Annotated in this window: 21 protein-coding genes; 15 read left to right on the forward strand and 6 right to left on the reverse strand. The window is 66.5% G+C overall.

The genetic code is table 11. The annotated features are described in order from the left end of the window. Positions 1–67: 67 nt before the first annotated feature. From M2428_RS10595 to M2428_RS10615, 5 genes are all read left to right on the forward strand, one after another. Positions 68–1,156, forward strand: coding sequence for a PhoH family protein (locus tag M2428_RS10595; RefSeq protein WP_277525910.1), 1,089 nt, complete (start codon positions 68–70; stop codon positions 1,154–1,156). Continuing rightward, a complete protein-coding gene (ybeY, locus tag M2428_RS10600) occupies positions 1,153–1,626 on the forward strand; it encodes an rRNA maturation RNase YbeY (RefSeq protein WP_277525911.1) in 474 nt (157 codons plus the stop codon). Before M2428_RS10595 ends, ybeY begins: the two co-directional genes overlap by 4 nt. Next, positions 1,623–2,954: a hemolysin family protein gene (locus M2428_RS10605; RefSeq protein WP_277525913.1), complete on the forward strand. Its 1,332-nt coding sequence runs from the start codon at positions 1,623–1,625 to the stop codon at positions 2,952–2,954. Before ybeY ends, M2428_RS10605 begins: the two co-directional genes overlap by 4 nt. Then, a complete protein-coding gene (gene era / locus M2428_RS10610; RefSeq protein ID WP_277525915.1) occupies positions 2,938–3,897 on the forward strand; it encodes a GTPase Era in 960 nt (319 codons plus the stop codon). The genes M2428_RS10605 and era overlap by 17 nt, the downstream gene beginning before the upstream one ends. Positions 3,898–4,054: 157 nt before the next feature. Further along, positions 4,055–5,617: an LCP family protein gene (locus tag M2428_RS10615; RefSeq protein WP_277525916.1), complete on the forward strand. Its 1,563-nt coding sequence runs from the start codon at positions 4,055–4,057 to the stop codon at positions 5,615–5,617. On the opposite strand, the gene M2428_RS10620 is transcribed toward M2428_RS10615, so the two are convergent. From M2428_RS10620 to M2428_RS10630, 3 genes are all read right to left on the reverse strand, one after another. Further along, a complete protein-coding gene (locus M2428_RS10620; RefSeq protein ID WP_277525951.1) occupies positions 5,607–6,350 on the reverse strand; it encodes a cation transporter in 744 nt (247 codons plus the stop codon). The genes M2428_RS10615 and M2428_RS10620 overlap by 11 nt on opposite strands. Beyond that, complete coding sequence (locus M2428_RS10625) at positions 6,347–6,673, reverse strand: winged helix-turn-helix domain-containing protein (RefSeq protein ID WP_277525917.1); 327 nt, start codon at positions 6,671–6,673, stop codon at positions 6,347–6,349. The genes M2428_RS10620 and M2428_RS10625 overlap by 4 nt, the downstream gene beginning before the upstream one ends. 136 nt (positions 6,674–6,809) lie before the next feature. Beyond that, positions 6,810–8,762 (reverse strand): M13-type metalloendopeptidase, encoded by a 1,953-nt coding sequence (locus M2428_RS10630; protein ID WP_277525918.1) that lies wholly within the window; start codon positions 8,760–8,762, stop codon positions 6,810–6,812. A gap of 253 nt (positions 8,763–9,015) precedes the next feature. Here M2428_RS10630 and leuA point away from each other — a divergent pair, with 253 nt between their 5' ends. The 3 genes from leuA to M2428_RS10645 all read left to right on the forward strand — a co-directional run bounded on the left by leuA (position 9,016) and on the right by M2428_RS10645 (position 12,589). Further along, entirely contained in the window at positions 9,016–10,755 is a 1,740-nt protein-coding gene (leuA, locus tag M2428_RS10635; protein ID WP_277525919.1) for a 2-isopropylmalate synthase, read from the forward strand. Positions 10,756–10,964: 209 nt separating this feature from the next. Further along, positions 10,965–11,717: a DNA repair protein RecO gene (gene recO, locus M2428_RS10640; protein ID WP_277525920.1), complete on the forward strand. Its 753-nt coding sequence runs from the start codon at positions 10,965–10,967 to the stop codon at positions 11,715–11,717. Positions 11,718–11,737: 20 nt separating this feature from the next. After that, positions 11,738–12,589 (forward strand): isoprenyl transferase, encoded by an 852-nt coding sequence (locus M2428_RS10645; RefSeq protein ID WP_277525921.1) that lies wholly within the window; start codon positions 11,738–11,740, stop codon positions 12,587–12,589. Between the two features lie 92 nt (positions 12,590–12,681). Here M2428_RS10645 and M2428_RS10650 read toward each other — a convergent pair whose 3' ends face one another. Together M2428_RS10650 and M2428_RS10655 are read right to left on the reverse strand one after the other, a co-directional pair. Beyond that, positions 12,682–13,653: an alpha/beta hydrolase gene (locus M2428_RS10650; RefSeq protein WP_277525922.1), complete on the reverse strand. Its 972-nt coding sequence runs from the start codon at positions 13,651–13,653 to the stop codon at positions 12,682–12,684. 35 nt (positions 13,654–13,688) lie between these two features. After that, complete coding sequence (locus tag M2428_RS10655) at positions 13,689–15,383, reverse strand: FAD-binding dehydrogenase (RefSeq protein WP_277525923.1); 1,695 nt, start codon at positions 15,381–15,383, stop codon at positions 13,689–13,691. A gap of 161 nt (positions 15,384–15,544) precedes the next feature. Here M2428_RS10655 and M2428_RS10660 point away from each other — a divergent pair, with 161 nt between their 5' ends. Next, positions 15,545–16,618, forward strand: coding sequence for a quinone-dependent dihydroorotate dehydrogenase (locus tag M2428_RS10660; protein ID WP_277525924.1), 1,074 nt, complete (start codon positions 15,545–15,547; stop codon positions 16,616–16,618). Positions 16,619–16,718: 100 nt separating this feature from the next. Here the strand turns inward: M2428_RS10660 and M2428_RS10665 are convergent, their stop codons facing one another. Continuing rightward, positions 16,719–17,318: a DUF3043 domain-containing protein gene (locus M2428_RS10665; protein ID WP_277525925.1), complete on the reverse strand. Its 600-nt coding sequence runs from the start codon at positions 17,316–17,318 to the stop codon at positions 16,719–16,721. A gap of 142 nt (positions 17,319–17,460) precedes the next feature. Between M2428_RS10665 and M2428_RS10670 the strand changes: the two genes are divergently transcribed. The 6 genes from M2428_RS10670 to M2428_RS10695 form a co-directional block, all read left to right on the forward strand. Next, on the forward strand, positions 17,461–18,855 hold the full coding sequence (locus M2428_RS10670) for a dipeptidase (RefSeq protein WP_277525952.1): 1,395 nt from the start codon (positions 17,461–17,463) through the stop codon (positions 18,853–18,855). A gap of 170 nt (positions 18,856–19,025) precedes the next feature. Continuing rightward, positions 19,026–19,415 carry an iron-sulfur cluster assembly accessory protein gene (locus M2428_RS10675; RefSeq protein ID WP_090580934.1) on the forward strand — a complete coding sequence of 130 codons (390 nt, stop codon included), beginning with the start codon at positions 19,026–19,028 and terminating at the stop codon, positions 19,413–19,415. Between the two features lie 207 nt (positions 19,416–19,622). Beyond that, complete coding sequence (gene coxB / locus M2428_RS10680; protein ID WP_277525926.1) at positions 19,623–20,495, forward strand: cytochrome c oxidase subunit II; 873 nt, start codon at positions 19,623–19,625, stop codon at positions 20,493–20,495. A gap of 10 nt (positions 20,496–20,505) precedes the next feature. Next, the gene (gene ctaD / locus M2428_RS10685; protein ID WP_277525927.1) at positions 20,506–22,227 is read left to right on the forward strand and encodes a cytochrome c oxidase subunit I; all 1,722 of its coding nucleotides are present in this window, start codon (positions 20,506–20,508) and stop codon (positions 22,225–22,227) included. Continuing rightward, complete coding sequence (locus M2428_RS10690) at positions 22,224–22,625, forward strand: cytochrome c oxidase subunit 4 (RefSeq protein ID WP_277525928.1); 402 nt, start codon at positions 22,224–22,226, stop codon at positions 22,623–22,625. The genes ctaD and M2428_RS10690 overlap by 4 nt, the downstream gene beginning before the upstream one ends. 475 nt (positions 22,626–23,100) lie before the next feature. After that, positions 23,101–23,351 (forward strand): helix-turn-helix domain-containing protein (locus tag M2428_RS10695; protein ID WP_277525929.1); only part of this gene is annotated, 251 nt, incomplete at its 3' end.

Genomic DNA, 23,351 nt, shown 5'->3' on the forward strand with positions numbered 1-23,351 from the left:
TCGGTACGGATCACGGTGACCGACCATATTCATACTGGAGGGGACCAGAGGCCCGCGGGCCAACACCATGACTGAAGCAGCGAACGGCAAGGCCCGGTTCAGCGCCCGAGAACGCACCGCAGGGGAATTCCCCCACTCCCTTCCAGGGCTGCGGACGGAGGTGGTCTTGTTCGACGACTCAGAGCAGATGGTCCAGTCGCTGGGCAGCCATGACGAAGCCCTGCGTTTCATCGAAGACCAGTTCCCTGCCGTTGATTTCCATGTCCGGGGGAACGAGCTCGCGATCAGTGGTCCTGCCGCCGACGTGCCGCGCATCATGCGGCTGCTCAACGAGGTACGCGGGCTGGTGGCCAGGGGAACGGTCATCACCCCGGCCGTCCTGCAGCAGCTCGTCTCCCTGCTCCGCAGCCAGTCACTGCTGAACCCCGTGGAAGTGCTGACCACCAACATCCTTTCCACCCGCGGGAAGACCATCCGGCCCAAGACGCTGAACCAGAAGAACTATGTGGACGCAATCGACGCGAACACGGTGATCTTCGGGATCGGCCCGGCCGGTACCGGCAAGACCTACCTGGCGATGGCCAAGGCCGTCCAGGCCCTGCAGCAGAAGGAAGTCAGCCGCATCATCCTGACCCGTCCGGCTGTCGAGGCGGGGGAGCGGCTTGGCTTCCTGCCCGGCACCCTGAGCGACAAGATCGACCCCTATCTGCGGCCCCTGTACGACGCGCTGCACGACATGATGGACCCCGAATCCATTCCGCGCCTCATGGCCGCCGGCACCATCGAAGTCGCACCGCTGGCCTACATGCGCGGCCGGACGCTCAACGACGCCTTCATCATCCTCGATGAGGCCCAGAACACCACGCCGGAACAGATGAAGATGTTCCTGACCCGCCTGGGCTTCGGCTCCAAGATGGTGGTCACCGGCGACGTCACCCAGGTGGACCTTCCCTTCGGCACCCGCTCGGGGCTCAGGATCGTCGAGGAGATCCTGCAGGGGATCGAGGACGTCAACTTTACGATCCTGGATGCCTCCGACGTCGTCCGGCACCGCTTGGTCGGGGATATCGTCACCGCCTACAGCATCTGGGACGAAGTCCAAAGAAACCGGGTCAAGCACTCCGTTGCCAGGGAAACGCGGGGAGAACACGCATGAGCATTGAGGTCAACAACGAATCCGGCGTCGTCGTGGACGAGTCGGAGCTCGTGGCTCTGTCGCGTTTCATCTTCGAACGCCTCTACATCCACCCGCAGGCGGAACTGTCCATCCTGCTGGTGGACGAACCGGCCATGGAAAAGCTCCACCTCGAACTGATGGACGAGCCCGGCTCCACCGATGTCCTCTCCGTGCCCATGGACGAACTCACCCCGGGCACGCCGGACAAACCGACGCCGCAGGGCATGCTCGGCGACATCGCCATCTGCCCCCAAGTGGCCCAGGTCCAGGCCCGCAACGCCGGCCACTCCACCCAGGACGAGATGCTGCTGCTCACCACGCACGGCATCCTGCATTTGCTGGGCTATGACCACGCCGAGCCGGAAGAGAAGGAAGAGATGTTCGGGCTGCAGCGCGAACTGCTGACCGCCTTCACCGGCAAAGCGGCCCCGTCCGAGACGGTTCAGTGACCCCACTCATCCTGGCCGGCATGGCGCTGGTGTTCCTTAGCTTTGCCGCGGTGCTCACCGCTGCCGAATCCGCCTTCAACTTCCTGCCCCGACACGACGCCGAACAGGCGATCCTGAACAGCAGGGGCACGTCGCTCAAACGCATCCTGGCGCAGCCCGTGGGGCATATGCGCGCCCTTCGGTTCTGGCGGGTCTGGTTCGAGACTGCTGCCGCCGTCGCCGTGACCGTCCTCCTGTACAGCATGCTGGACAACGTCTGGCTCGCCGGCCTGGCGGCCACCGGCATCATGGCGGTGGTCGGTTTCGTGATTGTCGGGGTGTCCCCGCGGCAGCTCGGCCGGGTCCACTCCGCCGCCCTGGTCCGGTTCAGCGCCCCGCTGGTCCGGTCCCTCTACGCCGTGCTCGGCCCGATCCCGGGCTGGCTGGTGCGGCTTGGCAGCGTCGTGGCCCCCGGCGCGCCGGCGGACAGTGAGGCGTTCTTCAGCGAAGAGGAATTCCGCGAACTCGTGGACCGGGCCACCGAGTCCGACGTGATCGAGGACAACGAGGCTGAGCTGATCCAGTCGGTCTTCGACTTCGGGGACACCCTGGTCCGCTCGGTCATGGTGCCGCGGACCGACATCCTCACGATCGACTCCGGGTCCAGCCTGCGGCGCGCGATGTCGCTTTTCCTGCGCTCCGGGTACTCGCGGATCCCGATCATCGGCGAAAACACGGACCAGATCCTGGGCATTGTGTATTTGAAGGACGTCGCCGCCTCGCTCCACAACCTCGGCCCGGACGAGGAACCGCCGGTCGTGGACGAACTCGCCCGCGAGGTCCGCTACGTGCCGGACTCAAAGCTTGTCAGTGACCTGCTGCGCGAACTCCAGAAGGAATCCACGCACGTTGCGATCGTCATCGACGAATACGGCGGAACGGCAGGGCTGGTCACGCTCGAGGACCTCATCGAGGAAATCGTCGGCGAGATCGTGGACGAATACGACACCGAAAGCGCCGAGGCCGTGGCCCTGGGCGACGGAAGCTACCGCGTCAGCGCCCGGATGAGCATCGATGACCTCGGCGAGCTCTTCGACCTCGAGCTCGACGACGACGAAGTGGACACCGTAGGCGGCCTGCTCGCCAAGGCCCTCGGGCGGGTGCCGATTGTCGGCAGCACCGTCCAGGTCCACGGCCTGTCCCTCCGCGCCGACCGGCTCGAGGGCCGGCGGAACCGCGTCAGCCACATCATTGCGGCCGCCGTGGCAAAAGAACAAACTGACCTTGAAGACCTTCTCGACGAGGCCGCACCAATCCAACAGGGAGTCTCACGTGAGCAAGCAGAATAAGTCCGACGGCGAAGCAGCCTACGGCGGCTACCGCGCCGGGTTCTCGGTGCTGGTGGGGCGGCCCAATGCGGGCAAGTCCACCCTCACCAACGCCTTGGTCGGCCAAAAGGTCGCGATCACCTCGGCCAAGCCGCAGACCACGCGGCACACGATCCGTGGCATCGTGCACCGGGACGACGCTCAGCTGATCCTCGTGGACACCCCGGGTCTGCACCGCCCGCGCACGCTGCTGGGGAAGCGGTTGAACGAACTCGTCGCCGACACTCTCGCCGAGGTCGACGCGATCGGTTTCTGCCTGCCGGCCAACGAGAAGATCGGCCCCGGCGACAAGTTCATCGCCGCGCAGCTCGCCGCCATCGGCAACAAGCCGATCATCGCGGTGGTGACCAAGGCTGACACCGTGGACCGCCAGGGCCTCACCGAGCAGCTGCTCGCCGTCGCCGCCCTGGGCCGCGAGGTCCTCGGCGAGGACGGCTGGAAGGACATCGTCCCGGTCTCCGCCACCGACGGCTTCCAGGTCGAAACCCTTGCCGACGTGCTGATCAGCCACATGCCGGCGTCGCCGCCGCTGTACCCGGACGGGCACCTGACGGACGAACCGGAAGCCGTGATGATCGCCGAGCTGATCAGGGAAGCCGCCCTCGAGGGCGTCCGCGACGAATTGCCGCACTCCCTGGCCGTCGTCGTCGATGAGATCGTTCCGCGGGAAGGCCGGCCCGAAGACCGGCCGTTCCTGGACGTCCGCGTCAATCTGTACGTTGAGCGGCCCTCCCAGAAAGCCATCATCATCGGCAAGGGCGGCGCCCGGCTCCGCGAGGTCGGGACCAACGCGCGCAAGGCGATTGAGGCGCTGCTCGGCGCCCGGATCTACCTCGACCTCCACGTGAAGGTCGCCAAGGACTGGCAGCGCGACCCGAAGCAGCTCGTCAAACTCGGCTTCTGAGACGGTCCTTATTTAGGCCCCTATTTTGGGCGCTACTTGGGCCCTTATTTAGGCCGTTGGCCCTCCCCGCCGCTCCCAAAAGGGGGCCCATCGGCGTTTTCTCAGATTCGGACTCTAAAATGGGCTGACTCCCCGTTCGTTTAGGAAGGCTCAACAAGTGGTTCGACCCCGTGACAACCGTGCCGACGGATCCACCCCGCCGGCCCGGGCAGCCGCCGCTGCCCGGCACACGGCCGATCCCGCCGTTGGTCCGGCCCGCCACCTCGGAGCCGTCCGGCGGACCCCTACCTGGCTCAAAGTGACCACGGGCGTGATTGCGGTGCTCCTGGTGGGCGTGATCGCGTTCGGCGCTTACTGGGCCATCCGGCTCCAGGGCAACCTCACCAAGGCCCCGCTGAGCGCCGGCAGCATCAAGTCCGAGAACGCCCTGAACGATTCGACGGACCGGATGCAGATCCTGATCCTGGGCTCGGACACGCGCGACGGCAAGAACTCGGAGTACGGCACCAGCGATGACGCGACCGGCTACGGGCACTCGGACGTGATGATGCTCATGGATATCTCGGCGGACAACAAACGGGTGAATGTCATCAGCTTCCCCCGCGACCTGCTGGTCGACATCCCCAAATGCAAGGATCCAAAGACCAACAAGGAATACCCGGCCCAGACCGGCGTCATGATCAACTCGGCGATGTCCGAGGCCGGCATCGGCTGCGCCGTGGACACCGTCAACAAGCTCACCGGCCTGGAGATCGACCACTTCATGATGGCCGACTTCAACGCCGTCAAGGAACTCTCCAACGCCGTCGGTGGCGTGCAGGTGTGCATCAGCGACGCCGTGTACGACCCCGACTCGAAGCTGCGGCTGCCCAAGGGCACGTCAACCGTCCAAGGCGAGCAGGCATTGTCGTTCGTCCGCACCCGGCATGCCTTCGGCGACGGCGGCGACCTCGGCCGCATCAAGGCCCAGCAGGGCTTCCTGTCCTCCCTGACCAGGAAAATCAAAGACGACGGCACCCTCACCAACCCGGCCAGGATGCTCGGCATCGCGGACGCGATCACCAAGAACCTGACCATCGACGACGGCCTGGCCTCGGTGCCGACGCTGCTGACCGTGGCCAACCGGCTCAAGGACATCGACGTCAAGAAGGTGGCCTTTGTGGCCGCGCCGACCGTCCCGGCCGAATCCGACATCAACCGGCTGCAGCTGGCCGAGCCCGGGGCGTCCCAGCTGTTCGATGCCATGCGCAAGGACATCGATCTGACGGATCCGACCGCGAAGCCGAGCGCGTCACCGAGCGCTAGTGCCACACCGACGCCCAGCGCCACGGAACCGGCCTACAACAAGGCCCTGCAGCCCGTCACGGTGGCCAACGGCTCAGGCGCACCAGCCCGGACTCAGGCGATCATGCAGGCCATCAAGGGCGCCGGCTTCACCCAAGTGGGCCAACTGACGGCTCAGCCCGTCGCGAAAACGGCTGTCTATTACGGTGCGGAGTACGCCGACGTGGCCGGCGACGTCGCGGCTCTCCTCGGGGTGGCGCCGGGCCAGGTGCTGCCGGCTGCCGGCGTCGCCGGAGTCCAGGTTTATCTGGGCAGCGACTTCGCCAGCGGGACGCCGACAGCAGCCGCCACGCCGCCGCTGCCCGCGGACATCGTCAACCAGACAGCCGGCGACACCGTCTGCCAGCAGGCGAATCCGGCGCTGATCACCCGGTAGGCGCCGGCGGTCGAGGGGTCGTTTCGCCAGCACAGTCGTCACAGCACGCCGACGCCTTGCCTGCCGGGAGGCTGTCGGCGGCCGTGTGGCCGTCAACCGCCGTGTGCGGGAGCGCGCAGCAGGCGTCTCCGCGCCATGCGTTGATGCCCTCGCGAATGGCGATCGCGGCGATGACCAGCGCCGCGGCGGCATCGGCCCACCACCAGCCAAGGGTGCTGTTCAGGGCCAAACCCACCAGCAGGACCGCCGAAAGGTAAGTGCAGAGCAGGGTCTGCTTAGAGTCGGCCACTGCCGTGCGCGATCCGAGCTCCCGGCCTGCCCGGCGCTGTAGCCACGACAGGACCGGCATGATCACCAGGCTCAGTGCGGCAATCACGATGCCCGGGGTTGAGTGCTGCGCCTGGCCCACACCGAGAAGCGACCTAAGCGCATCGGCGGAGACAAAGGCGGCCAGCGCGAAGAACGAAACGGCGATGATCCGCAGCGTCAGGTGTTCACGCCGCTCTGGGTCCTTGGCGGAAAACTGCCACGACAGCGCCAGCGCCGACGCGACCTCAATGACCGAATCGAGGCCAAAGCCGATGAGCGCCGACGAGTCGGCCGTGCCCCCGGCCCACAGGGCCACAACGGCCTCGATGAGGTTATAGCTAATAGTTCCCGCCGCAAGCAAGCGGATCCGCCGGCTGAGAACGGCACGGCGGGCCGTGGTCGGAGAGAGCTGGAGGGAGGTCAAACCGTGCACGTCCCGTCCGGTGCGCAGCAGGCGGGGTCCACTGCGAGCACGACGCCCAGGAGATCCTTCAGGGCATGGCCGAGGCGCTGATCGGCGAGCTCGTAGCGGGTCCTGCGTCCCTCCGGTACGGCGACCACCAGCCCGCATCCCCGCAGGCAGGTGAGGTGGTTCGACATGCTCTGCCGCGAGACCCCGAGTGAATCCGCCAGCTCAGAGGGGTAGGACGGCGCACCCGTCAGGGCAAGCAGGATTTCGGCCCGCGTCGGGTCCGACACGGCATAGCCGAACCGTGCCAGCACAGGGGCATGCGTAAGGGTTTCCATACCTCGAAAGTACAGCTGACGGTGTATTCAGGCAAGCGTGTATTGACTCGTGGATAGACGCCAGCGCGTACCGGCCACTGCCCTGCACAGTGACCGGCACGCCGTCACCGGTAGGCAGTGACCGGTAGGCCCGGGGTCACCAGATGCTGACGCGCTCCTGGGGTGCCATCCACATGCCGTCCTGATCGGTGACGCCGAACGCGTCATGGAAGGCATCGAGGTTCTTCGCGATCGCGTTCGTACGGAACTCGTTGGGGGAGTGCGGGTCCGTCGCCAGCCGGCGGATGGCTTCTTCATTCCGGATGACCTGCCGCCACCCCGCGGCCCAGGATGCGAAGAACCGCTGGACCCCGGTCAACCCGTCGAGCACCGGGGGTTCCTGCCCCTCGAGGCTGATCAGGTAGGCCTTGTAGGCGATCGTCAGGCCGCCGAGGTCCCCGATGTTCTCGCCGAGGGTGAGCTTGCCGTTAACGTTGTGGCCGGGGGCGGCCGTGGGGGAGAGGGCGTCGAACTGTGCCACCAGCCTCGAGGCGAGGGCCTCGAAGGCGGTGCGGTCTTCCTCGGTCCACCAGTTGCGCAGCAGGCCGTTGCCGTCGTACTGCGAGCCCTGGTCATCGAAGCCGTGGCCGATTTCGTGGCCGATGATGGCGCCGATGCCGCCGTAATTGACGGCGTCGTCGGCGTCGGCGGTGAAGAACGGCGGCTGCAGGATGGCGGCGGGGAACACGATCTCATTGAGCAGCGGGTGGTAGTAGGCATTGACCGTCTGCGGGGTCATGAGCCACTTCTCGCGATCCACGGGCTTGCCGACTTCATCGAGGTGGCGGTCGACGTCGGCGCTGTGCGCGCGCTCCACGTTTCCGAGCAGATCGGTGGGATCGATTTGGACCGCGGAGTAGTCGATCCATTTGTCCGGGTAGCCGATCTTGGCGCGGAAGGTGTCCAGTTTCTTCAGGGCCTCGAGCCTCGTTGCCTCGCCCATCCACTCCAGCCCCGTGATGGAGTCCCGGTACGCCGCGATGAGGTTGGCGACAAGGGTCTGCATGCGCGCCTTGTTGCCTTCCGGGAAGTGGTCGGCCACGTAGATCTGGCCGACCGCCTCACCGAGGCCCGCCTCGACCGCCGCGACGCCGCGCTTCCAGCGGTCCTTGATCCGCGGCGTGCCGCTCAGGGTGGTGCCATAGAACGCGAAGTTTGCGTCCACGAACGCAGAGGACAGGTACGGGGCGGCCGCGCTGACGACGCGCATGGCGAGCCACTCCTGCCAGGCGCCCAGCGGTTCGGTAGCCAGCAGTGAGGCCGCGCCGGAGAAGAAATCGGGGGTGCTCATCACGAGCTCGGCGCGCTTCTCGGGCTCGATGCCGGCGGCGTCGAACCAGTCGGCCAGGAGCGGGAACAGCTCCGCGGCCTCCCCTGCGGACTTCAGGTTGTACGTCTTTTGCGGATTCCGCAGCGTCACGTTGTCCCAGTGGTGCGAGGCCAGCGAAGTCTCCAGCGCCACCACGCGGCCGGCCGCGCCCTCCGCGTCCGCCACGTCCGCGAGGCCCAGCATGGCCTGGACGTGCTCCCGGTACGCCTGGACCATCGGGGCGAACTTTTCTTCCCGGTAATACGATTCATCCGGCAGGCCGAGGCCCCCTTGGCCGGTGTAGAGCAGCACCCGGTCCGGGTTTCCGGCGTCCGGCGCGGGGTAGATGTAGAAGAGCCCCGAGACGTCGGCGCGGAACAGGCGTCCGGCCAGCGCCACGAGTGCGGGCACCGACGTCGTGGCAAACACCTCCGCCAGCCGTGCGCGGAGCGGGTCCAGGCCCTTGGCTTCCACCGCGGCTTCGTCCATGAAGCTGTTGTACAGGTCCCCGATCTTCCGCTCGATGCCGGTAGCCTCCGCACCACGCGCGGCGGCCCGCTCGATAATCTCCTTCACGGCGAGCTCCGAAGCGTCGCGCAGCGCAGTAAACGTGCCCTCCAGCGGCCGGTCGTCCGGAATGACCGTGCTGTTGAGCCAGCCGCCATTCACGTGCTGGTATAGGTCATCCTGCGGACGGACGCTGGCGTCGATGGTGGACAGATCGATCCCCGAAAGTGGCACGGATGCTCCTTTGAGAGGCAGTCCGGAGCCGGAGCGTTTGTCGGCGCACGGTCTGCATGGTGGACGTTACGGTGGTCTGGCTCCTTCATCTTACGCACCCGTGTTACTGTGAAATTGTGCGCGCAGAACTGCTCCTCCTTAGCTGCCGCGGCGAGGCCTCAGACGCGATCTAGCGCAAGGCCCACCCTCGCTGCGGAGTTTGTGTTGCCCGGCCACCCTTTCACCAAGAATCACAGAAAAGGCCCCGATTGTAATGCGAAACGCACAGAAATCCTCAGGAATGCCGGTCCACCGTTACATCCCGTTCCAGGACCAGATCACCGTTGAACTGCCTGACCGCACCTGGCCCGACAAGGTCATCACCAAGGCCCCTCGCTGGTGTGCCGTGGACCTGCGCGACGGCAACCAGGCCCTCATCGATCCCATGAGCCCGGCCCGCAAGCTGAAGATGTTCGAGCTGCTGGTCCGGATGGGCTACAAGGAGATCGAGGTCGGCTTTCCCTCGGCATCGCAGACGGACTTCGACTTCGTCCGGCAGCTGATCGAGGGCAACCACATCCCCGACGACGTGACGATCCAGGTGCTGACCCAGGCCCGTGAGCACCTGATCGAGCGGACCTACGAGTCCCTGGTCGGCGCGAAACAGGCGATCGTGCATCTCTACAACTCCACGTCCGTCCTGCAGCGCCGCGTGGTCTTCAATCAGGACGAAGACGGCATCCTGGACATTGCCCTGCAGGGCGCCCGGCTGTGCAAGAAGTACGAGGAGACCCTCGTCGACACGCACATCACCTACGAATACTCGCCCGAGTCCTTCACCGGAACCGAGCTGGAGTACGCCATCCGAGTCTGCAATGCGATCGCCGACGTCTTCGAGGCTTCGGCGGACCGGCAGGTCATCATCAATCTGCCCGCCACGGTGGAAATGGCCACCCCCAATGTCTACGCCGACTCGATCGAGTGGATGAGCCGGAACCTGCACCCGCGGGAAGGCATCATCCTCTCCCTGCACCCGCACAACGACCGCGGCACCGGCGTCGCCGCCGCCGAGCTCGGCTACCTGGCCGGCGCGGACCGGATCGAGGGCTGCCTCTTCGGCAACGGCGAGCGGACCGGAAACGTGGACCTGGTGACCCTGGGCCTGAACATGTTCGTCCAGGGCATCGATCCGATGATCGATTTCTCCGACATCGACGAAATCCGCCGCACGGTGGAGTACTGCAACCAACTGCCAGTGGCCGAGCGGTCCCCGTACGGCGGAGACCTCGTCTTCACCGCGTTCTCCGGCTCGCACCAGGACGCGATCAAGAAGGGTCTGGAGGCCCTCGAAAAGGATGCCGCCGCGGCGGGCAAGGACGTGGCCGACTACACCTGGCAGGTCCCGTACCTGCCGGTCGACCCGAAGGACCTTGGCCGCAGCTACGAGGCGGTCATCCGGGTCAACTCGCAGTCCGGCAAGGGCGGCGTCGCGTACCTGCTCAAGAATGAACACAGCCTGGACCTGCCGCGCCGCGCCCAGATCGAGTTCTCCGGCGTCATCCAGAAACGGACCGACACGGTGGGCGGGGAAGTCAGCGGACCCCAGCTGTGGCAGGTCTTCCAGGACGAATACCTGCCCTCGGGTTCGGCTGACACGCAGTGGGGCCGCTACGCCCTCGGCTCGATCAGCACCGAGACGGACGAGGACGGCGCCATGACCTTGACCGCTGCCCTGAAGGTCGACGGAAACCAGGTCCGCCGGACCGGGACCGGCAACGGCCCCATCGCTGCCCTGCTGAGCATCCTGCGCGAGGACGGCGTGGACGTCCGGGTCCTGGACTACAGCGAACACGCACTCTCCGAGGGCGGCAGCGCCCTGGCCGCCGCGTACGTCGAATGCGCAGTGGGGGAGCGCGTGCTCTGGGGCGTCGGGATCGACGCCAACACCAGCACGTCCGCCCTCAAGGCCGTCATCTCGGCCGTGAACCGCGCCATCCGGGACGCCCGCGCCTGATTCGTCCGCCGGCGCGGCGTTCGCCGGCACGGCAGACAGGGGCACGGCAGATACCCCACGGCGTCCGCCGGCACGGCAGACACAGCCACGGCATACACGGTTAGCCTGACGCGCACAGCGCCGCCGGAACACTCCGGCGGCGCTGTGTTTTTACCTCAGCAGGGCGTTGCCCATGCCGTGATTCCGCGAAGACAGTGCGAAGATTAACTGTGGCCCAACAATCCTTCGCAGCGCGCGCGTACCGTGATGAGGCCGTCGTACTGCGCACCCATAAGTTGGGCGAGGCCGACCGGATCATCACCCTGCTGACAAAGCACCACGGCCAAGTCCGTGCGGTGGCGAAAGGCGTCCGGCGCACCAGCAGCCGCTTCGGCGCCAGGCTGGAGCCGTTCATGGTGGCCGATCTCCAGCTGATTTCCGGGCGCACCCTGGACGTCGTCACGCAGGCCGTCGCCAAGGGCGCCTACGGCGGAAACATCGCCGCGGACTATGGCCGCTACACCGTCGCGGCCGCCATGACCGAGACAGCGGAGAAGCTCACGGACGTCGACGGCGAAGCCGGAACCGCCCAATACAACCTGCTGGTTGGTGCCCTCGCGTCCCTGAGCCGGGGCGACCACGCCTCCGAACTCATCCTGGATTCCTACCTGCTCCGCGCCCTCGCGACCGGCGGCTGGGCGCCCAGCTTCACCGACTGCGCCCGGTGCGGTGCGCCCGGGCCGCACACTGCCTTTTCCGCGCCGCTGGGCGGCATGGTCTGCGCCGAGTGCCGGCCGCCGGGATCCCCGGCCCCGGCCGCGGACACCGTGCTCCTGCTTGGTGCCCTGCTCACCGGGAACTGGACGACGGCGGATGCGTCCGCGTCCGTTCACCGCCGGGAAGCGGCCGGCCTGGTGGCCAGCTACCTGCAGTGGCACCTGGAGCGAGTCCTGAAATCCCTCAAACATGTGGAGCGAACGTAAAAGTGGCATTGGGAAGAAGCTTGGGAAGAAGCCTGGAGAAGAGCCAGGGGAAGCAGGCCAGCGTCCGGCAGCGGACCACCCCGGTGGTGGCTCCCTATCCGCATCCGTCCGGCGCTGTTCCGCCCGCAATTCCCGCGGAGTTCATTCCGAGGCACGTCGCGATCGTCATGGACGGCAACGGGCGCTGGGCGAACCAGCGCGGCCTGCCGAGGATCGAGGGCCACAGGGCGGGAGAGCCCGCCCTGCTGGACGTCATGGCCGGCGCGATCGAGCTGGGGATCGAGCACGTCAGCGTGTACGCCTTCTCCACCGAGAACTGGCGGCGGTCCCCCGAGGAGGTGCGCTTCCTGATGGGCTTCAACAAGGACGTGCTGCGCCGGCAACGGAACCAGCTCGATGACTGGGGGGTCCGCATCCGCTGGTCCGGGCGGCGTCCGAAACTGTGGGGCTCGGTGATCCGCGAGCTCGAGGAGGCCGAGGACTACACCCGCGGCAACAGCACCTGCACCTTGAATATGTGCGTCAACTACGGCGGGCGCGCAGAGATCGCCGACGCCGTCGCCGCGATCGCGGAGGAAGTGGCGCAGGGCCGGCTCAAGCCAGGCGCCATCACCGAACGGACCATCCAAAAGTTCCTGGACGAACCGGACCTGCCCGACGTTGACCTGTTCCTGCGCAGTTCCGGCGAGCAGCGGCTGTCCAATTTCATGCTGTGGCAGTCCGCCTACGCCGAGTTCGTGTTCATGGATACGCTGTGGCCGGACGTTGACCGGCGGACGCTGTGGGACGCCGTCGAGATCTATGCCCAGCGGGACCGCCGCTACGGCGGAGCGGTCGACGCCGCTCCCGTGGCAGGCAACCAGGGCACCTGAGCGCATCTGACCGGTCTGCCAGACCAGACCTCTGCCCACGAGGCGGGCCTCTGCGTACCAGAAGCCGGGCGCTGCCGCTTTCGTGGTTGGCGTCAGTCGAACACGTATGCCCTGAGCCACCGGGACAGCCGGGAATAGGCGTCCGCGCGGACCCGCGGCGCGGAGAGGAAGACGTCATGCAAGGCGCCGTCAATCCGCTCCAGCGTGACGGTCCGGCCCAGGCTCAGCGCGCGAAGGGCGATCGTGTTCACGTCCAGGACCGCGTCGGTGCGGCGCATGGACTCCTTCCAGAACATCCCGTTGGCGCTGGCGCCCGAAATCAGCACGAGAATGGGCACATCGATGTTCAGGCCGCGCGCCACCTTGGACTGCCCGCTCAGCACTGCGCTGAGCCAGCCGGCGCGGACCGGAAAGGCATGCGGCGGCCGGTAGGCATCATCCAGGGCCCATTCGCCCTCCGCGGCGCTGCTGATGCTGCGCCAGTAGAAGGCACGCTCGGGCAGCCGGATCACCGACTCTGGCCAGAACCGGGCGAACGGCTCCACCATGGTCCGCGCGGCCCGGCGCAGGGCGGGGCTGCCGTGGACCTCCAGCCACGGGCTGTCCAGGACCAGCTGCGATGCCACCCCCTGATGCCGGTCCGCCCACAGCGCCGCGATCAGGCCGCCGGTGGAGTGGCCCATGAGGATCAGCTGCGGCGCCGCGCCGGCCGGCCGGAGCGAGCCGATGATGCCGATCGCTGCGGTGATTTCGGCGTCGTAGTTGTCCAGGTCCGCCACGTAGCCGCCGTGCGTGCCTGGCCGCAGGCTGCGGCCGTGGTTGTGCATGTCGAGGGCGAAGAACTCAAATCCCTGCCCGGCCCAGAATTCGGCGAGTTCCTCGTTGAAGAAGTAGTCACTCCAGCCGTGCAGGAACAACACGGCCCGGGCTGGCAGCGCGGATGGTTCCGGTGGGAGCGGGGTATGGCGGACCAGGGTGGCCGTGCGCACCACGCCGTCAGGTCCGGCAGCCTCGAAGGAGCACGCCTGGAAATCATCCCCCAGTATGTCGGTCCGCCACTGCATCGACTTTCCTCCTGCGCTGCTGCCTGCGCTGCTGACTATGCCGCGGACGCCGCGGCGCGGCCCGCGGAACGTCCCGAGAAAAGGCACCCGCCCAGGAACGTCCCCTCGAGGGCGCGGTAGCCGTGAATTCCGCCGCCGCCAAACCCTGCGGCTTCACCGGCGGCGAACAGCCCGGGCACGGGCTCCCCGGTGACGTCCAGGACCCGCGACTGCAGATCCGTGTGCAGACCGCCAAGGCTCTTGCGCGTCAGGACGGAGAGCCGGACGGCAAGCAGTGGACCGTGGCGCGGTTCCAGCAGCCGGTGCGGTGGCGCCACCCGCATGATCTTGTCGGTGGCGAAACGCCGCGCGGCCCGGATAGCAGCGAGCTGGGGATCCTTGCCCATCCCGCTGGAAAACTGCCGGTCCCGGTCGCGGACCAGCCGGTCCAAGGCTGCTGGGTCAATGAGCTGTCCACCCGTTAAATCGTTCATTTGGCTGGCCAGCCCGGCGGGGTTCTCCGCCTGCAGGAAGTCGACTCCGTGGTCCAGGAACCGTTGCAGCGGCGTGTCGTTGCCGGGTCTCAGTCTGGCAGCCAGCAGGCGGACATCCTTCCCCGTGAGATCCGGGTTCTGCTCCGATCCGGACAGGGCGAACTCCTTCAGGGCGATGGTCCGGTTGAGGACGAACCAGGAATGGGCATGTCCGGTGGCCAGGATGTGGCGGAGGGCGCCGAGGGAGTCGAAGCCGGGAAACAGGGGAGGGGGGAGCATCCGCCCCGTCGCGTCCAGCCACAGAGCCGACGGCCCGGGGAGGATCCGGATGCCGTGCCGCGGCCAGACCGGGGCATGGTTGTGAATGCCTTCCGGGTAATGCCACATTCGGTCGCCGTTGATGAGGCTCCCGCCGGCCCGTTCCACGGCCGGCAAAAAGTCCCCGTCCACGGAGGCGGGCACGCCGCTCAACATCCGCTCCGGCGTCACGCCGCCGGGCCACTGCCTGCGGACCGAGTCGTGGTTGCCGCCGATCCCGCCGCTCGTCACCACCAGGGCCGCGGCCGTGGCCTCGAAACTGCCGGCCGGGTGCCTGGACGAACGTTCGCCCCGCCCCGCGCTACTGGCCTCTAGCAGTTCGCCGCGCACGCCGCTTACCCGGCCCGCGGACTTCACAAGCTCAGTGGCGCGGTGGCGGAAATGGAAGGACACGCGCCCGGCGGCTTCACCTTCGCGCAGTTTGGCCAGGAAGGGAGCCACCAGCGCAGGTCCCGTGCCCCACGCGACATGGAAGCGCGGGACGGTGTTGCCGTGGCCGTTCGGGCCGTAGCCGCCGCGTTCTGCCCACTGCACCAGGGGAAACAGCCGGACGCCCAGCGAGGCGAGCCACGCACGCTTCTCCCCGGCGGCGAAGTTCACGTACGCCGCCGCCCACTCCTTCGCCAGCGCGTCCTCCAGCCGGTCGAATCCCGCGGACGCATGCCAGTCGGCGAGGGCTAACTCTTCGCTGTCCCGCACCCCGAGCCTGCGCTGCTCCGGCGAGTTGACCAGGAACAGGCCGCCGAAGGACCAGTGCGCCTGGCCGCCGACAGAGGCCTCGGGTTCCTGATCGAGCACCGCCACCCGCCTGCCTGCGGCGTAGGCCTGGGCCGCCGCGACGAGCCCGGCCAGGCCCGCCCCGACCACCACGACATCGGCCTCGATCCCGCGCCCCGACGCCCCGCGGCCGCCCGTTCCGACACCATCTTTGCTGGTCATGGCTTCATGCTAACTCGCCCCGGGGCCCTGCGGCCGATGCGTCCAGGGCGCGGCGCCGCAGCCACAACGGCAGTCACAACGGGCGTCACAACCGCAGTCACAACGGGCGTCCGCCCGAGTGCTGGTTTGGTCTGCGCGGCCCGAACCGGAAAACTAGAGGCATGCGCGTATATCCCACATTCTTCCGGCTGGCCTTCTCATGGATGGACGCCGAACGCGCCCATAAGATCGGTTTCAAGGCCATCCGGCTCGCCCACAGCTGCGGCGCTGGGCGGCTGCTGCAGAAGTCCACCGCCCCGGCGGCGTCCCTGCAGACCGAGGCCTTCGGCCTGACGTTCCCCTCACCGTTCGGACTTGCGGCCGGCTTCGACAAGGAAGGCCACGGCATTGAGGCGCTGACCGAGCTCGGCTTTGGCCATGTGGAAGTCGGCACCATCACCGGTCAGGCCCAGCCCGGGAACCCGGCGCCGCGGCTGTTCCGCCTTGTGGAGGACAGGGCCGTCATCAACCGGATGGGGTTCAATAACGACGGCGCCGCGGCGGTAGCCCCGCGGCTGAAGTCCGCCCGCGCCGCCCTGCAGCGCCACCGGCCCGGTGTGCGGCCCGTGATCGGGGTCAACATCGGCAAGAGCAAGGTGGTGGGACTCGAGGATGCGGTGTCCGATTACCTCATCAGTGCGCGCAGTCTGGCCCCCGCGGCCGACTATCTTGTGGTGAACGTCAGCTCGCCCAACACGCCCGGCCTCCGGCTGCTGCAGGACGTGGAGACACTGCGCCCGCTGCTGACCGCCGTGGGCGAGGAGGCGGACAAGGCCGCAGGCCGCCACGTTCCCCTCCTGGTCAAGATCGCGCCCGACCTCAGCGATGAGGACATCGACGACGTGGCGCGGCTGGCGCTGGATCTTAAGCTGGACGGCATTATTGCCACCAACACCACGATCGCCCGCACCGGGCTCGTCTCCAGCCCGGAGAAGGTTGAAGCGTGCGGGGCCGGAGGTCTTTCCGGGGCGCCCCTGAAGCAACGGTCCCTGGAGGTCTTGGCCCGGCTCAAGTCCGTGACCGGCGGAGCGCTGACCCTCGTCTCGGTGGGCGGCGTCGAAACCGCACAGGATGTGCAGGCACGGCTGGACGCCGGTGCCACCCTGGTCCAGGGCTACACGGCTTTCCTCTACGAGGGCCCCTTCTGGGCCGCCCGCATCAACCGGCTGCTGGCCATGCACCCGAGCCGGCGCTAGGCATCACGGGGCGATCGGCCCCGGACCGATCGCTGCAAACGAGAAGCCCCCGGCAGATGACACCGGGGGCTTCTCGGTTGAAGACGAGTGGGAGGGAAGGTCAGGCGGGGAAGTCGCCGCGGTTGACCTGGGGCTTGGGCAGGCGGAGGCGGCGGAACTGCAGGGAGCGCATGGAGCCGTACCAGACGGTGCCGCGCTCCACCTCGCCGAACTTTTCGCCGAGACGCTTCTTGAGCTTGCGGGAGAGGATGAAGACGTCCACGAAGACCGCGAGGAACATGACCCAGAAGCCGCCCAGGACGTAGATCATCTGCGCGCTGGAGGCCGGCACCAGCAGCGAGATGATGACGAACAGCAGGGCCCCGAACATGAGGTACTCGCCCAGGCTGAAGCGGGCATCAACGTAGTCACGGGCGAACCGCTTCTGCGGACCCTTGTCGCGCAAGGGCAGGAACTTCTCGTCACCGCTGTCCATGGCCTGCCGCATCTTGAGCCGCTGGTCCGCGACGGCTGCGCGCTCGGCCGCCTTGGAAGCCTTGCGGTCCTCGGGCACGAGGGGCCGCTTGCGGGCCGCCACCTGGGCGCTGCGCTTGGGCGTGGGTGCGCCCTTGCCGCTCACGGTACCCCGGGCTGCTGCCTCGGCTGCCTGTTGGTCAACTACGTCCTGCGCCGATGGCGCTTCTTTTTTACGTCCAAACACCCCTAAAGAATACCCCGCAGACACGGGTCCGAGACCCAGCCCACACGGCGCAGGCCCGGCGATGACCCTGTTTGTCGTGATCCAGCGCACGGGTAGTGTTTTGGCCATGACTTCATCAACCGCGGGGAACCCGCTGACCACCATGGACCACGACGGCACCATCGATGCCGAAGCCCTCCGCCAGGCCGTTGCCGAATCGTTCGACGAAACGATCGGCCAGCTGACGGACCTTGTTGCCATTCCGGGCATCGCCTGGCCAAGCTTTGATCCCGCCCCGTTGAACCGCAGCGCCGACGCCGTCGCCGCCCTCGTGCGGGCCAGCGGTTTCGACGACGTCCAGATCCTCCGCTGCGACAAGGAAGACGGGACGCCCGGCGGGCCCGCCGTCGTCGCGCGCCGCCCGGCCGCCGACGGCAAGCCGACAGTTCTGCTGTACGCCCACCACGATGTCCAGCCCACCGGTGACCTGGCGCTGTGGGAAACCAAACCCTTCACCGCCGTCGAACGTGACGGGCGGCTCTTCGGCCGCGGTGCCGCGGATGACAAGGCCGGCATCCTCGCCCACATCGCGGCCTACTCGGCCGTGACGCGCGTGCTCGGGGACGAGCTGGGCCTCGGCGTGACGTTCTTCTTCGAGGGCGAAGAGGAGGCCGGCTCGCCAACGTTCCGGCAGTTCCTGGAGACGCACCGCGAGCTGCTCCGCGCCGACGTGATCGTCGTGGCCGACTCCAGTAACTGGAAGGTGGGCATTCCGGCCCTGACCACCAGCCTGCGCGGCCTGGTGGACGGCACCATTGAGGTCAAGGTCCTGGACCACGCGGTGCACTCGGGCATGTTCGGTGGCCCGGTGCTCGACGCGCCAACCCTGTTGGCCCGCCTGATCGCGACCCTCCACGACGACGAGGGCAGCGTCGCGATCAAGGGCCTGGTGAGCCGCGATGACGTGGTGGTCGACCTCACCGAGGAGGAGTACCGCGCCGACGCCTCCGTGCTCGACGGCGTGAAGCTCGCCGGGACCGGGAGCATCGCCTCGCGCATGTGGACCAAGCCAGCCCTGTCCATCATCGGTTTTGACGCCCCGGCCGTGGACGTGGCCTCCAACACGCTGCTGCCGCGGGCACGGGCCAAGTTCAGCCTGCGCCTGGCCCCCGGCCAGGACCCCGCAGCCGCCATGGATGCCGTCCGCAAGCACGTCGAGGACCACGCGCCGTTCGGCGCCCAGGTGGTGTTCACCCCGGGGGAGAGCGGCAGCTCTTTCCTGACCGACACCAGCTCGAAGGCCGCCTCCGTGGCCATGTGGGCCCTGGGCGAGGCCTGGGGCGTGCCCGCCGTCGAAATGGGGATCGGCGGGTCCATTCCGTTCATCGCCGACCTGACCGAGCTCTACCCGGACGTGCAGATCCTGGTCACCGGCGTCGAGGATCCCGATTCCCGCGCCCACAGCGCCAACGAATCGCTGCACCTGGGCGACTTCCGGAACGCGATCGTCGCCGAGGCCCTGCTGCTCGCGCGCCTCAACAACGAAGGTGCGCTCTAGCCGCCCGGAGCCTTGGGCCCCGGGGGAACATCCAGCCGTCTCACACGGTTACGTCAGAAGTTAGAGCTAGAAGGCTGCGCGAAGTAGCATGTAGCTATAGCCCATACCGTTTAAGTAGGGGCGGGCACCGTGCGAGCGGGGCCGCCACCACCGTTGCAAGAAGGTAGGCCATGAGCACTACAACCAATGAAAACAGCGCCGACACCACAGCCGCCCAGGCCGGCGAGCTGGCCACGCACGAGGTCAAGCTGACCGACGTCGCGGCCGGAAAGGTCCGCAGCCTCCTGGAACAGGAAGGCCGCACCGATCTGCGCCTCCGCGTTGCCGTGCAGCCCGGCGGTTGCTCGGGCCTGATCTACCAGCTTTACTTCGACGAGCGGCTGCTCGACGGGGACGCGGTGCGCGACTACGACGGCGTGGAAGTCGTCGTCGACAAGATGAGTGTTCCTTACCTCAGCGGTGCCAGCATCGATTTCGAGGACACCATCGCCAAGCAGGGCTTCACGATCGACAATCCCAATGCCGGCGGGTCCTGCGCCTGCGGAGATTCTTTCCACTAATTCCTTCCACTAAGGCCGGGCATTTTGCCCGGCCTTAGTGCCGCAGGATCCTCAACGAGCGGCACCGGGAAAAAGCTCCCGACGCACGGTGCGGACATGTGGGCGAAAACTCGCGGGGAGCGGTAAGCTCTACACCGAGTAGTAAAACTTTTCGTTTGCCCTGCCCGTAATTCGCGGGGCAACAGCAACAAGTAGGAAGGGCCGTCTGTGAGTTCGCAGAACCGAACCGGCAGCCGACGCAAACAGATCACTACGATCACTGGCTTGGCACTAGCCGGCGCGTTGGCTTTGACTGGATGTTCACCAGAGGTACAGAAGGGCTGGTTGCCCACCGAGCGTGGCACCACCAATCACACTGACCTCATCATGGACCTCTGGGTCAACTCATGGATTGCCGCGCTGGTCGTCGGCATCATCACCTGGGGCCTGATGATCTGGTGCGTCGTCGCCTACCGCCGCCGCAAGGGCACCGTAGGTTTCCCGCGCCAGAACAGCTTCAACCTTCCGCTTGAAGTGTTCTACCTGACGATCCCGCTGTTCATGGTCCTGGTGTTCTTCTACTTCACCGACCGCGACCAGCAGTCGATCGATGACCGCTCGAAGCCGGCCGACGTCGTCGTCGACGTCCGCGGCAAGCAGTGGGCATGGGACTTCAACTACAAGAAGGGCGACGTCGTCACCGAGGACGTCCACGAAGCAGGCGTCCAGGCGCACCTGACCGGTAACGACGTGGACAAGGAAAAGCTGCCCACCCTTTACCTGCCGGTCAACAAGTCGGTTGACCTGGAGCTCAACGCACGCGACGTCATCCACTCCTTCTGGGTGCCTGCCTTCCTGCAGAAGCGGGACATGATTCCCGGCAAGACCAACTACATCCGGTTGACTCCCACCCGGGAGGGCACCTACGACGGCAAGTGCGCCGAACTTTGTGGCGAGTACCACTCCGAAATGCTGTTCCGCGTGAAGGTTGTCTCCGAGTCGGAGTTCCAGGCGCACATGAACCAGCTGCGCCAGGACGGGAACACCGGCCTGCTCGGTGAAGAGTACGACCGCAACCCGGCCCCGGCCGAAACCAAGTAAGGGGAGCGACGTGGCAACTTACACTCAATCCGCCGGGATCCTCGAGGCTCCCGTTGTACCGAAGTCCAAGGGACGCATCGTCGTCAACTGGATCACCTCGACCGACCACAAAACGATCGGGTACATGTACCTGATCGCGTCGTTCATCTTCTTCTGCTTCGGCGGCATCATGGCGCTGCTGATCCGTGCCGAGCTCTTCGAGCCCGGCATGCAGATCTTGCAGACCAAAGAGCAGTACAACCAGCTGTTCACCATGCACGGCACCGTGATGCTCCTGATGTTCGCGACGCCGCTGTTCGCCGGCTTCACCAACGTCATCATGCCGCTGCAGATCGGTGCCCCCGACGTCGCGTTCCCGCGACTGAACGCACTGGCCTTCTGGTTCTTCCTCTTCGGCTCCACGATTGCCGTTTCCGGCTTCATCACCCCGCAGGGTGCCGCGTCCTTCGGCTGGTTTGCTTACGCGCCGCTGTCCAACACGACGTTCAGCCCCGGCGTGGGCGGTGACCTCTGGGTCTTCGGCCTGGCGCTCTCCGGCTTCGGCACCATCCTTGGTGCTGTCAACTTCATCACCACCATCATCTGCATGCGCGCCCCGGGCATGACCATGTGGCGGATGCCGATCTTCACCTGGAACGCCCTCGTGACGTCCATCCTGGTCCTGATGGCGTTCCCGCCGCTGGCTTCCGCGCTGTTTGCCCTCGGTGCCGACCGCCGCTTTGGTGCGCACATCTTCGATCCCGAGAACGGCGGTGCCGTCCTCTGGCAGCACCTCTTCTGGTTCTTCGGCCACCCCGAGGTCTACATCATCGCGCTGCCGTTCTTCGGCATCGTCTCTGAGATTTTCCCGGTCTTCTCCCGCAAGCCGATCTTCGGCTACAAGGGCCTGGTCTACGCGACCATCTCCATCGCCGCCCTGTCCGTGACCGTGTGGGCACACCACATGTACGTCACCGGCTCGGTCCTGCTGCCGTTCTTCTCCTTCATGACGATGCTCATCGCCGTTCCGACCGGCGTGAAGTTCTTCAACTGGATCGGCACCATGTGGCGCGGTTCCATCACCTTTGAAACCCCCATGCTGTGGAGCATCGGCTTCCTGGCGACGTTCCTCTTCGGTGGCCTCACCGGCATCATCCTGGCCTCGCCGCCGCTGGACTTCCACGTCTCGGACTCCTACTTCGTGGTGGCGCACTTCCACTACGTGGTTTTCGGTACTGTCGTGTTCGCCATGTTCGCCGGCTTCTACTTCTGGTGGCCCAAGTGGACCGGCAAGATGCTCAACGAGCGCCTCGGCAAGATCCACTTCTGGATGCTGTTCCTCGGCTTCCACGGCACCTTCCTGATCCAGCACTGGCTCGGCGTCGAGGGCATGCCCCGCCGCTACGCCGACTACATGCCGCAGGATAACTTCACGTGGATGAACCAGTTCTCCACCATCTCCTCGTTCGTCCTCGGCGCCTCGCTGATTCCGTTCTTCTGGAACGTCTACATCACCTGGCGCAGCAACGAGCGTGTGGAAGTTGATGACCCGTGGGGCTTCGGGGCCTCGCTCGAGTGGGCCACCTCCTGCCCGCCGCCGCGCCACAACTTCACGTCCCTGCCCCGCATCCGCTCCGAGCGTCCCGCCCTGGACCTGCACCACCCGGAGCTCTCCCAGTCCTACACCGCGGATTCGCCTGCTCCGGCAGCAGCGGCTCTCGGTAACGCCGACCAGAAGGACACCGCCAAGTGAAACTCGAATCAAGAATCTTTGGCTTCGGCGCCTTCTTCTTCGTGCCCGTGGCATTCATCTACGGTTACCTGAATAACTGGACCGAATGGGTAGGCATCCTCGGTGTGCTGCTCGTGGGCGGCCTCGCCGGCATGATCGGCGCTTACCTTGGCTTCACCGGCCGGCGCGTCGGCATGCGCCCCGAGGACCGCAACGACGCCGAGATCCACGAAGGCGCCGGCGAACAGGGACACTTCAGCCCCTGGAGCTGGTGGCCGCTGATGCTGGGCCTGTCCTGCGCCGCCGGGTTCCTCGGCCTGGCCGTGGGCTGGTGGATCGTCTTCATCGCCGGCGGAATGGCAGTGGTCGCACTGGTCGGCTGGGTCTACGAGTACAGCCGCGGTGACCACGCGCACTAGCGTCCACCCGGACTAAAAAGTTCAGATTGCACGACGGCGGGCCCCACCAATGGCTTGGGTTCTAACGGTCGTTGCAACACCCGAAGTTTTGGGAGTTGCAACGACCGTGCCTCGTTTAATGGATGGTTCATCGGAACCTCAGAAACATACGAGATCAACTGCTCAGCAGAGGGAGGGTTTCTTCAGGGTCTTTGATCGAACCGGAAGTGTGACGGACGCCGCCGCAAAGCTCGGATTGAACCGGAACACGTGCTACCAGTGGGTTCGAAAGGCAGGACTGGCCCGCAAACGTGCGGACGGTCCAACGCGGGAGGACTTCCGCAGGCTGCGCGATAAAGGAGTGTCCCGCCGTGAGGCTGCCCGTGAACTGGGGATCCACAGGACCACGGCGGAGGAATGGGACAGCGGTGTCCGGCGGACAAAAAACGGACGGATCTACCCTGGTGGGCGGACGGTCGATTACACCAGTGGTGTGATGACGATGACCACCCCTGCCGGCGCTGCCGTTTCCCTCCCGTTCCCAGGCCTGGCCGCTCTGGAGAAGCCGCTGGATCCACGGTTCCTCTCCCTGCAGGACCGCGAACGGATCGCCGACCTTCATTCCCACGGGAAGTCGCGTCGGAAGATCGCTGAAGAGCTGGGCCGGGCGGCCTCAACGATTAGTCGGGAACTCGCCCGCAACAGCGTCAGCGAGGACGGGTACTACGCCTATGCGGCGCAGCGGGC

This window comes from Arthrobacter sp. ES3-54 (assembly GCF_029504395.1).
Classification (GTDB): Bacteria; Actinomycetota; Actinomycetes; order Actinomycetales; family Micrococcaceae; genus Arthrobacter.

Excerpts from the sequence above, each read along its gene's own strand:
- M2428_RS10595 (WP_277525910.1), top strand. The coding sequence starts at position 68 with ATGACTGAAGCAGCGAACGGCAAGGCCCGGTTCAGCGCCCGAGAACGC.
- M2428_RS10655 (WP_277525923.1), bottom strand. The coding sequence starts at position 15,383 with ATGACCAGCAAAGATGGTGTCGGAACGGGCGGCCGCGGGGCGTCGGGG.
- M2428_RS10650 (WP_277525922.1), bottom strand. The coding sequence starts at position 13,653 with ATGCAGTGGCGGACCGACATACTGGGGGATGATTTCCAGGCGTGCTCC.
- M2428_RS10625 (WP_277525917.1), bottom strand. The coding sequence starts at position 6,673 with ATGGAAACCCTTACGCATGCCCCTGTGCTGGCACGGTTCGGCTATGCC.
- ybeY (WP_277525911.1), top strand. The coding sequence starts at position 1,153 with ATGAGCATTGAGGTCAACAACGAATCCGGCGTCGTCGTGGACGAGTCG.
- leuA (WP_277525919.1), top strand. The coding sequence starts at position 9,016 with ATGCGAAACGCACAGAAATCCTCAGGAATGCCGGTCCACCGTTACATC.
- M2428_RS10670 (WP_277525952.1), top strand. The coding sequence starts at position 17,461 with ATGGACCACGACGGCACCATCGATGCCGAAGCCCTCCGCCAGGCCGTT.
- M2428_RS10675 (WP_090580934.1), top strand. The coding sequence starts at position 19,026 with ATGAGCACTACAACCAATGAAAACAGCGCCGACACCACAGCCGCCCAG.
- M2428_RS10660 (WP_277525924.1), top strand. The coding sequence starts at position 15,545 with ATGCGCGTATATCCCACATTCTTCCGGCTGGCCTTCTCATGGATGGAC.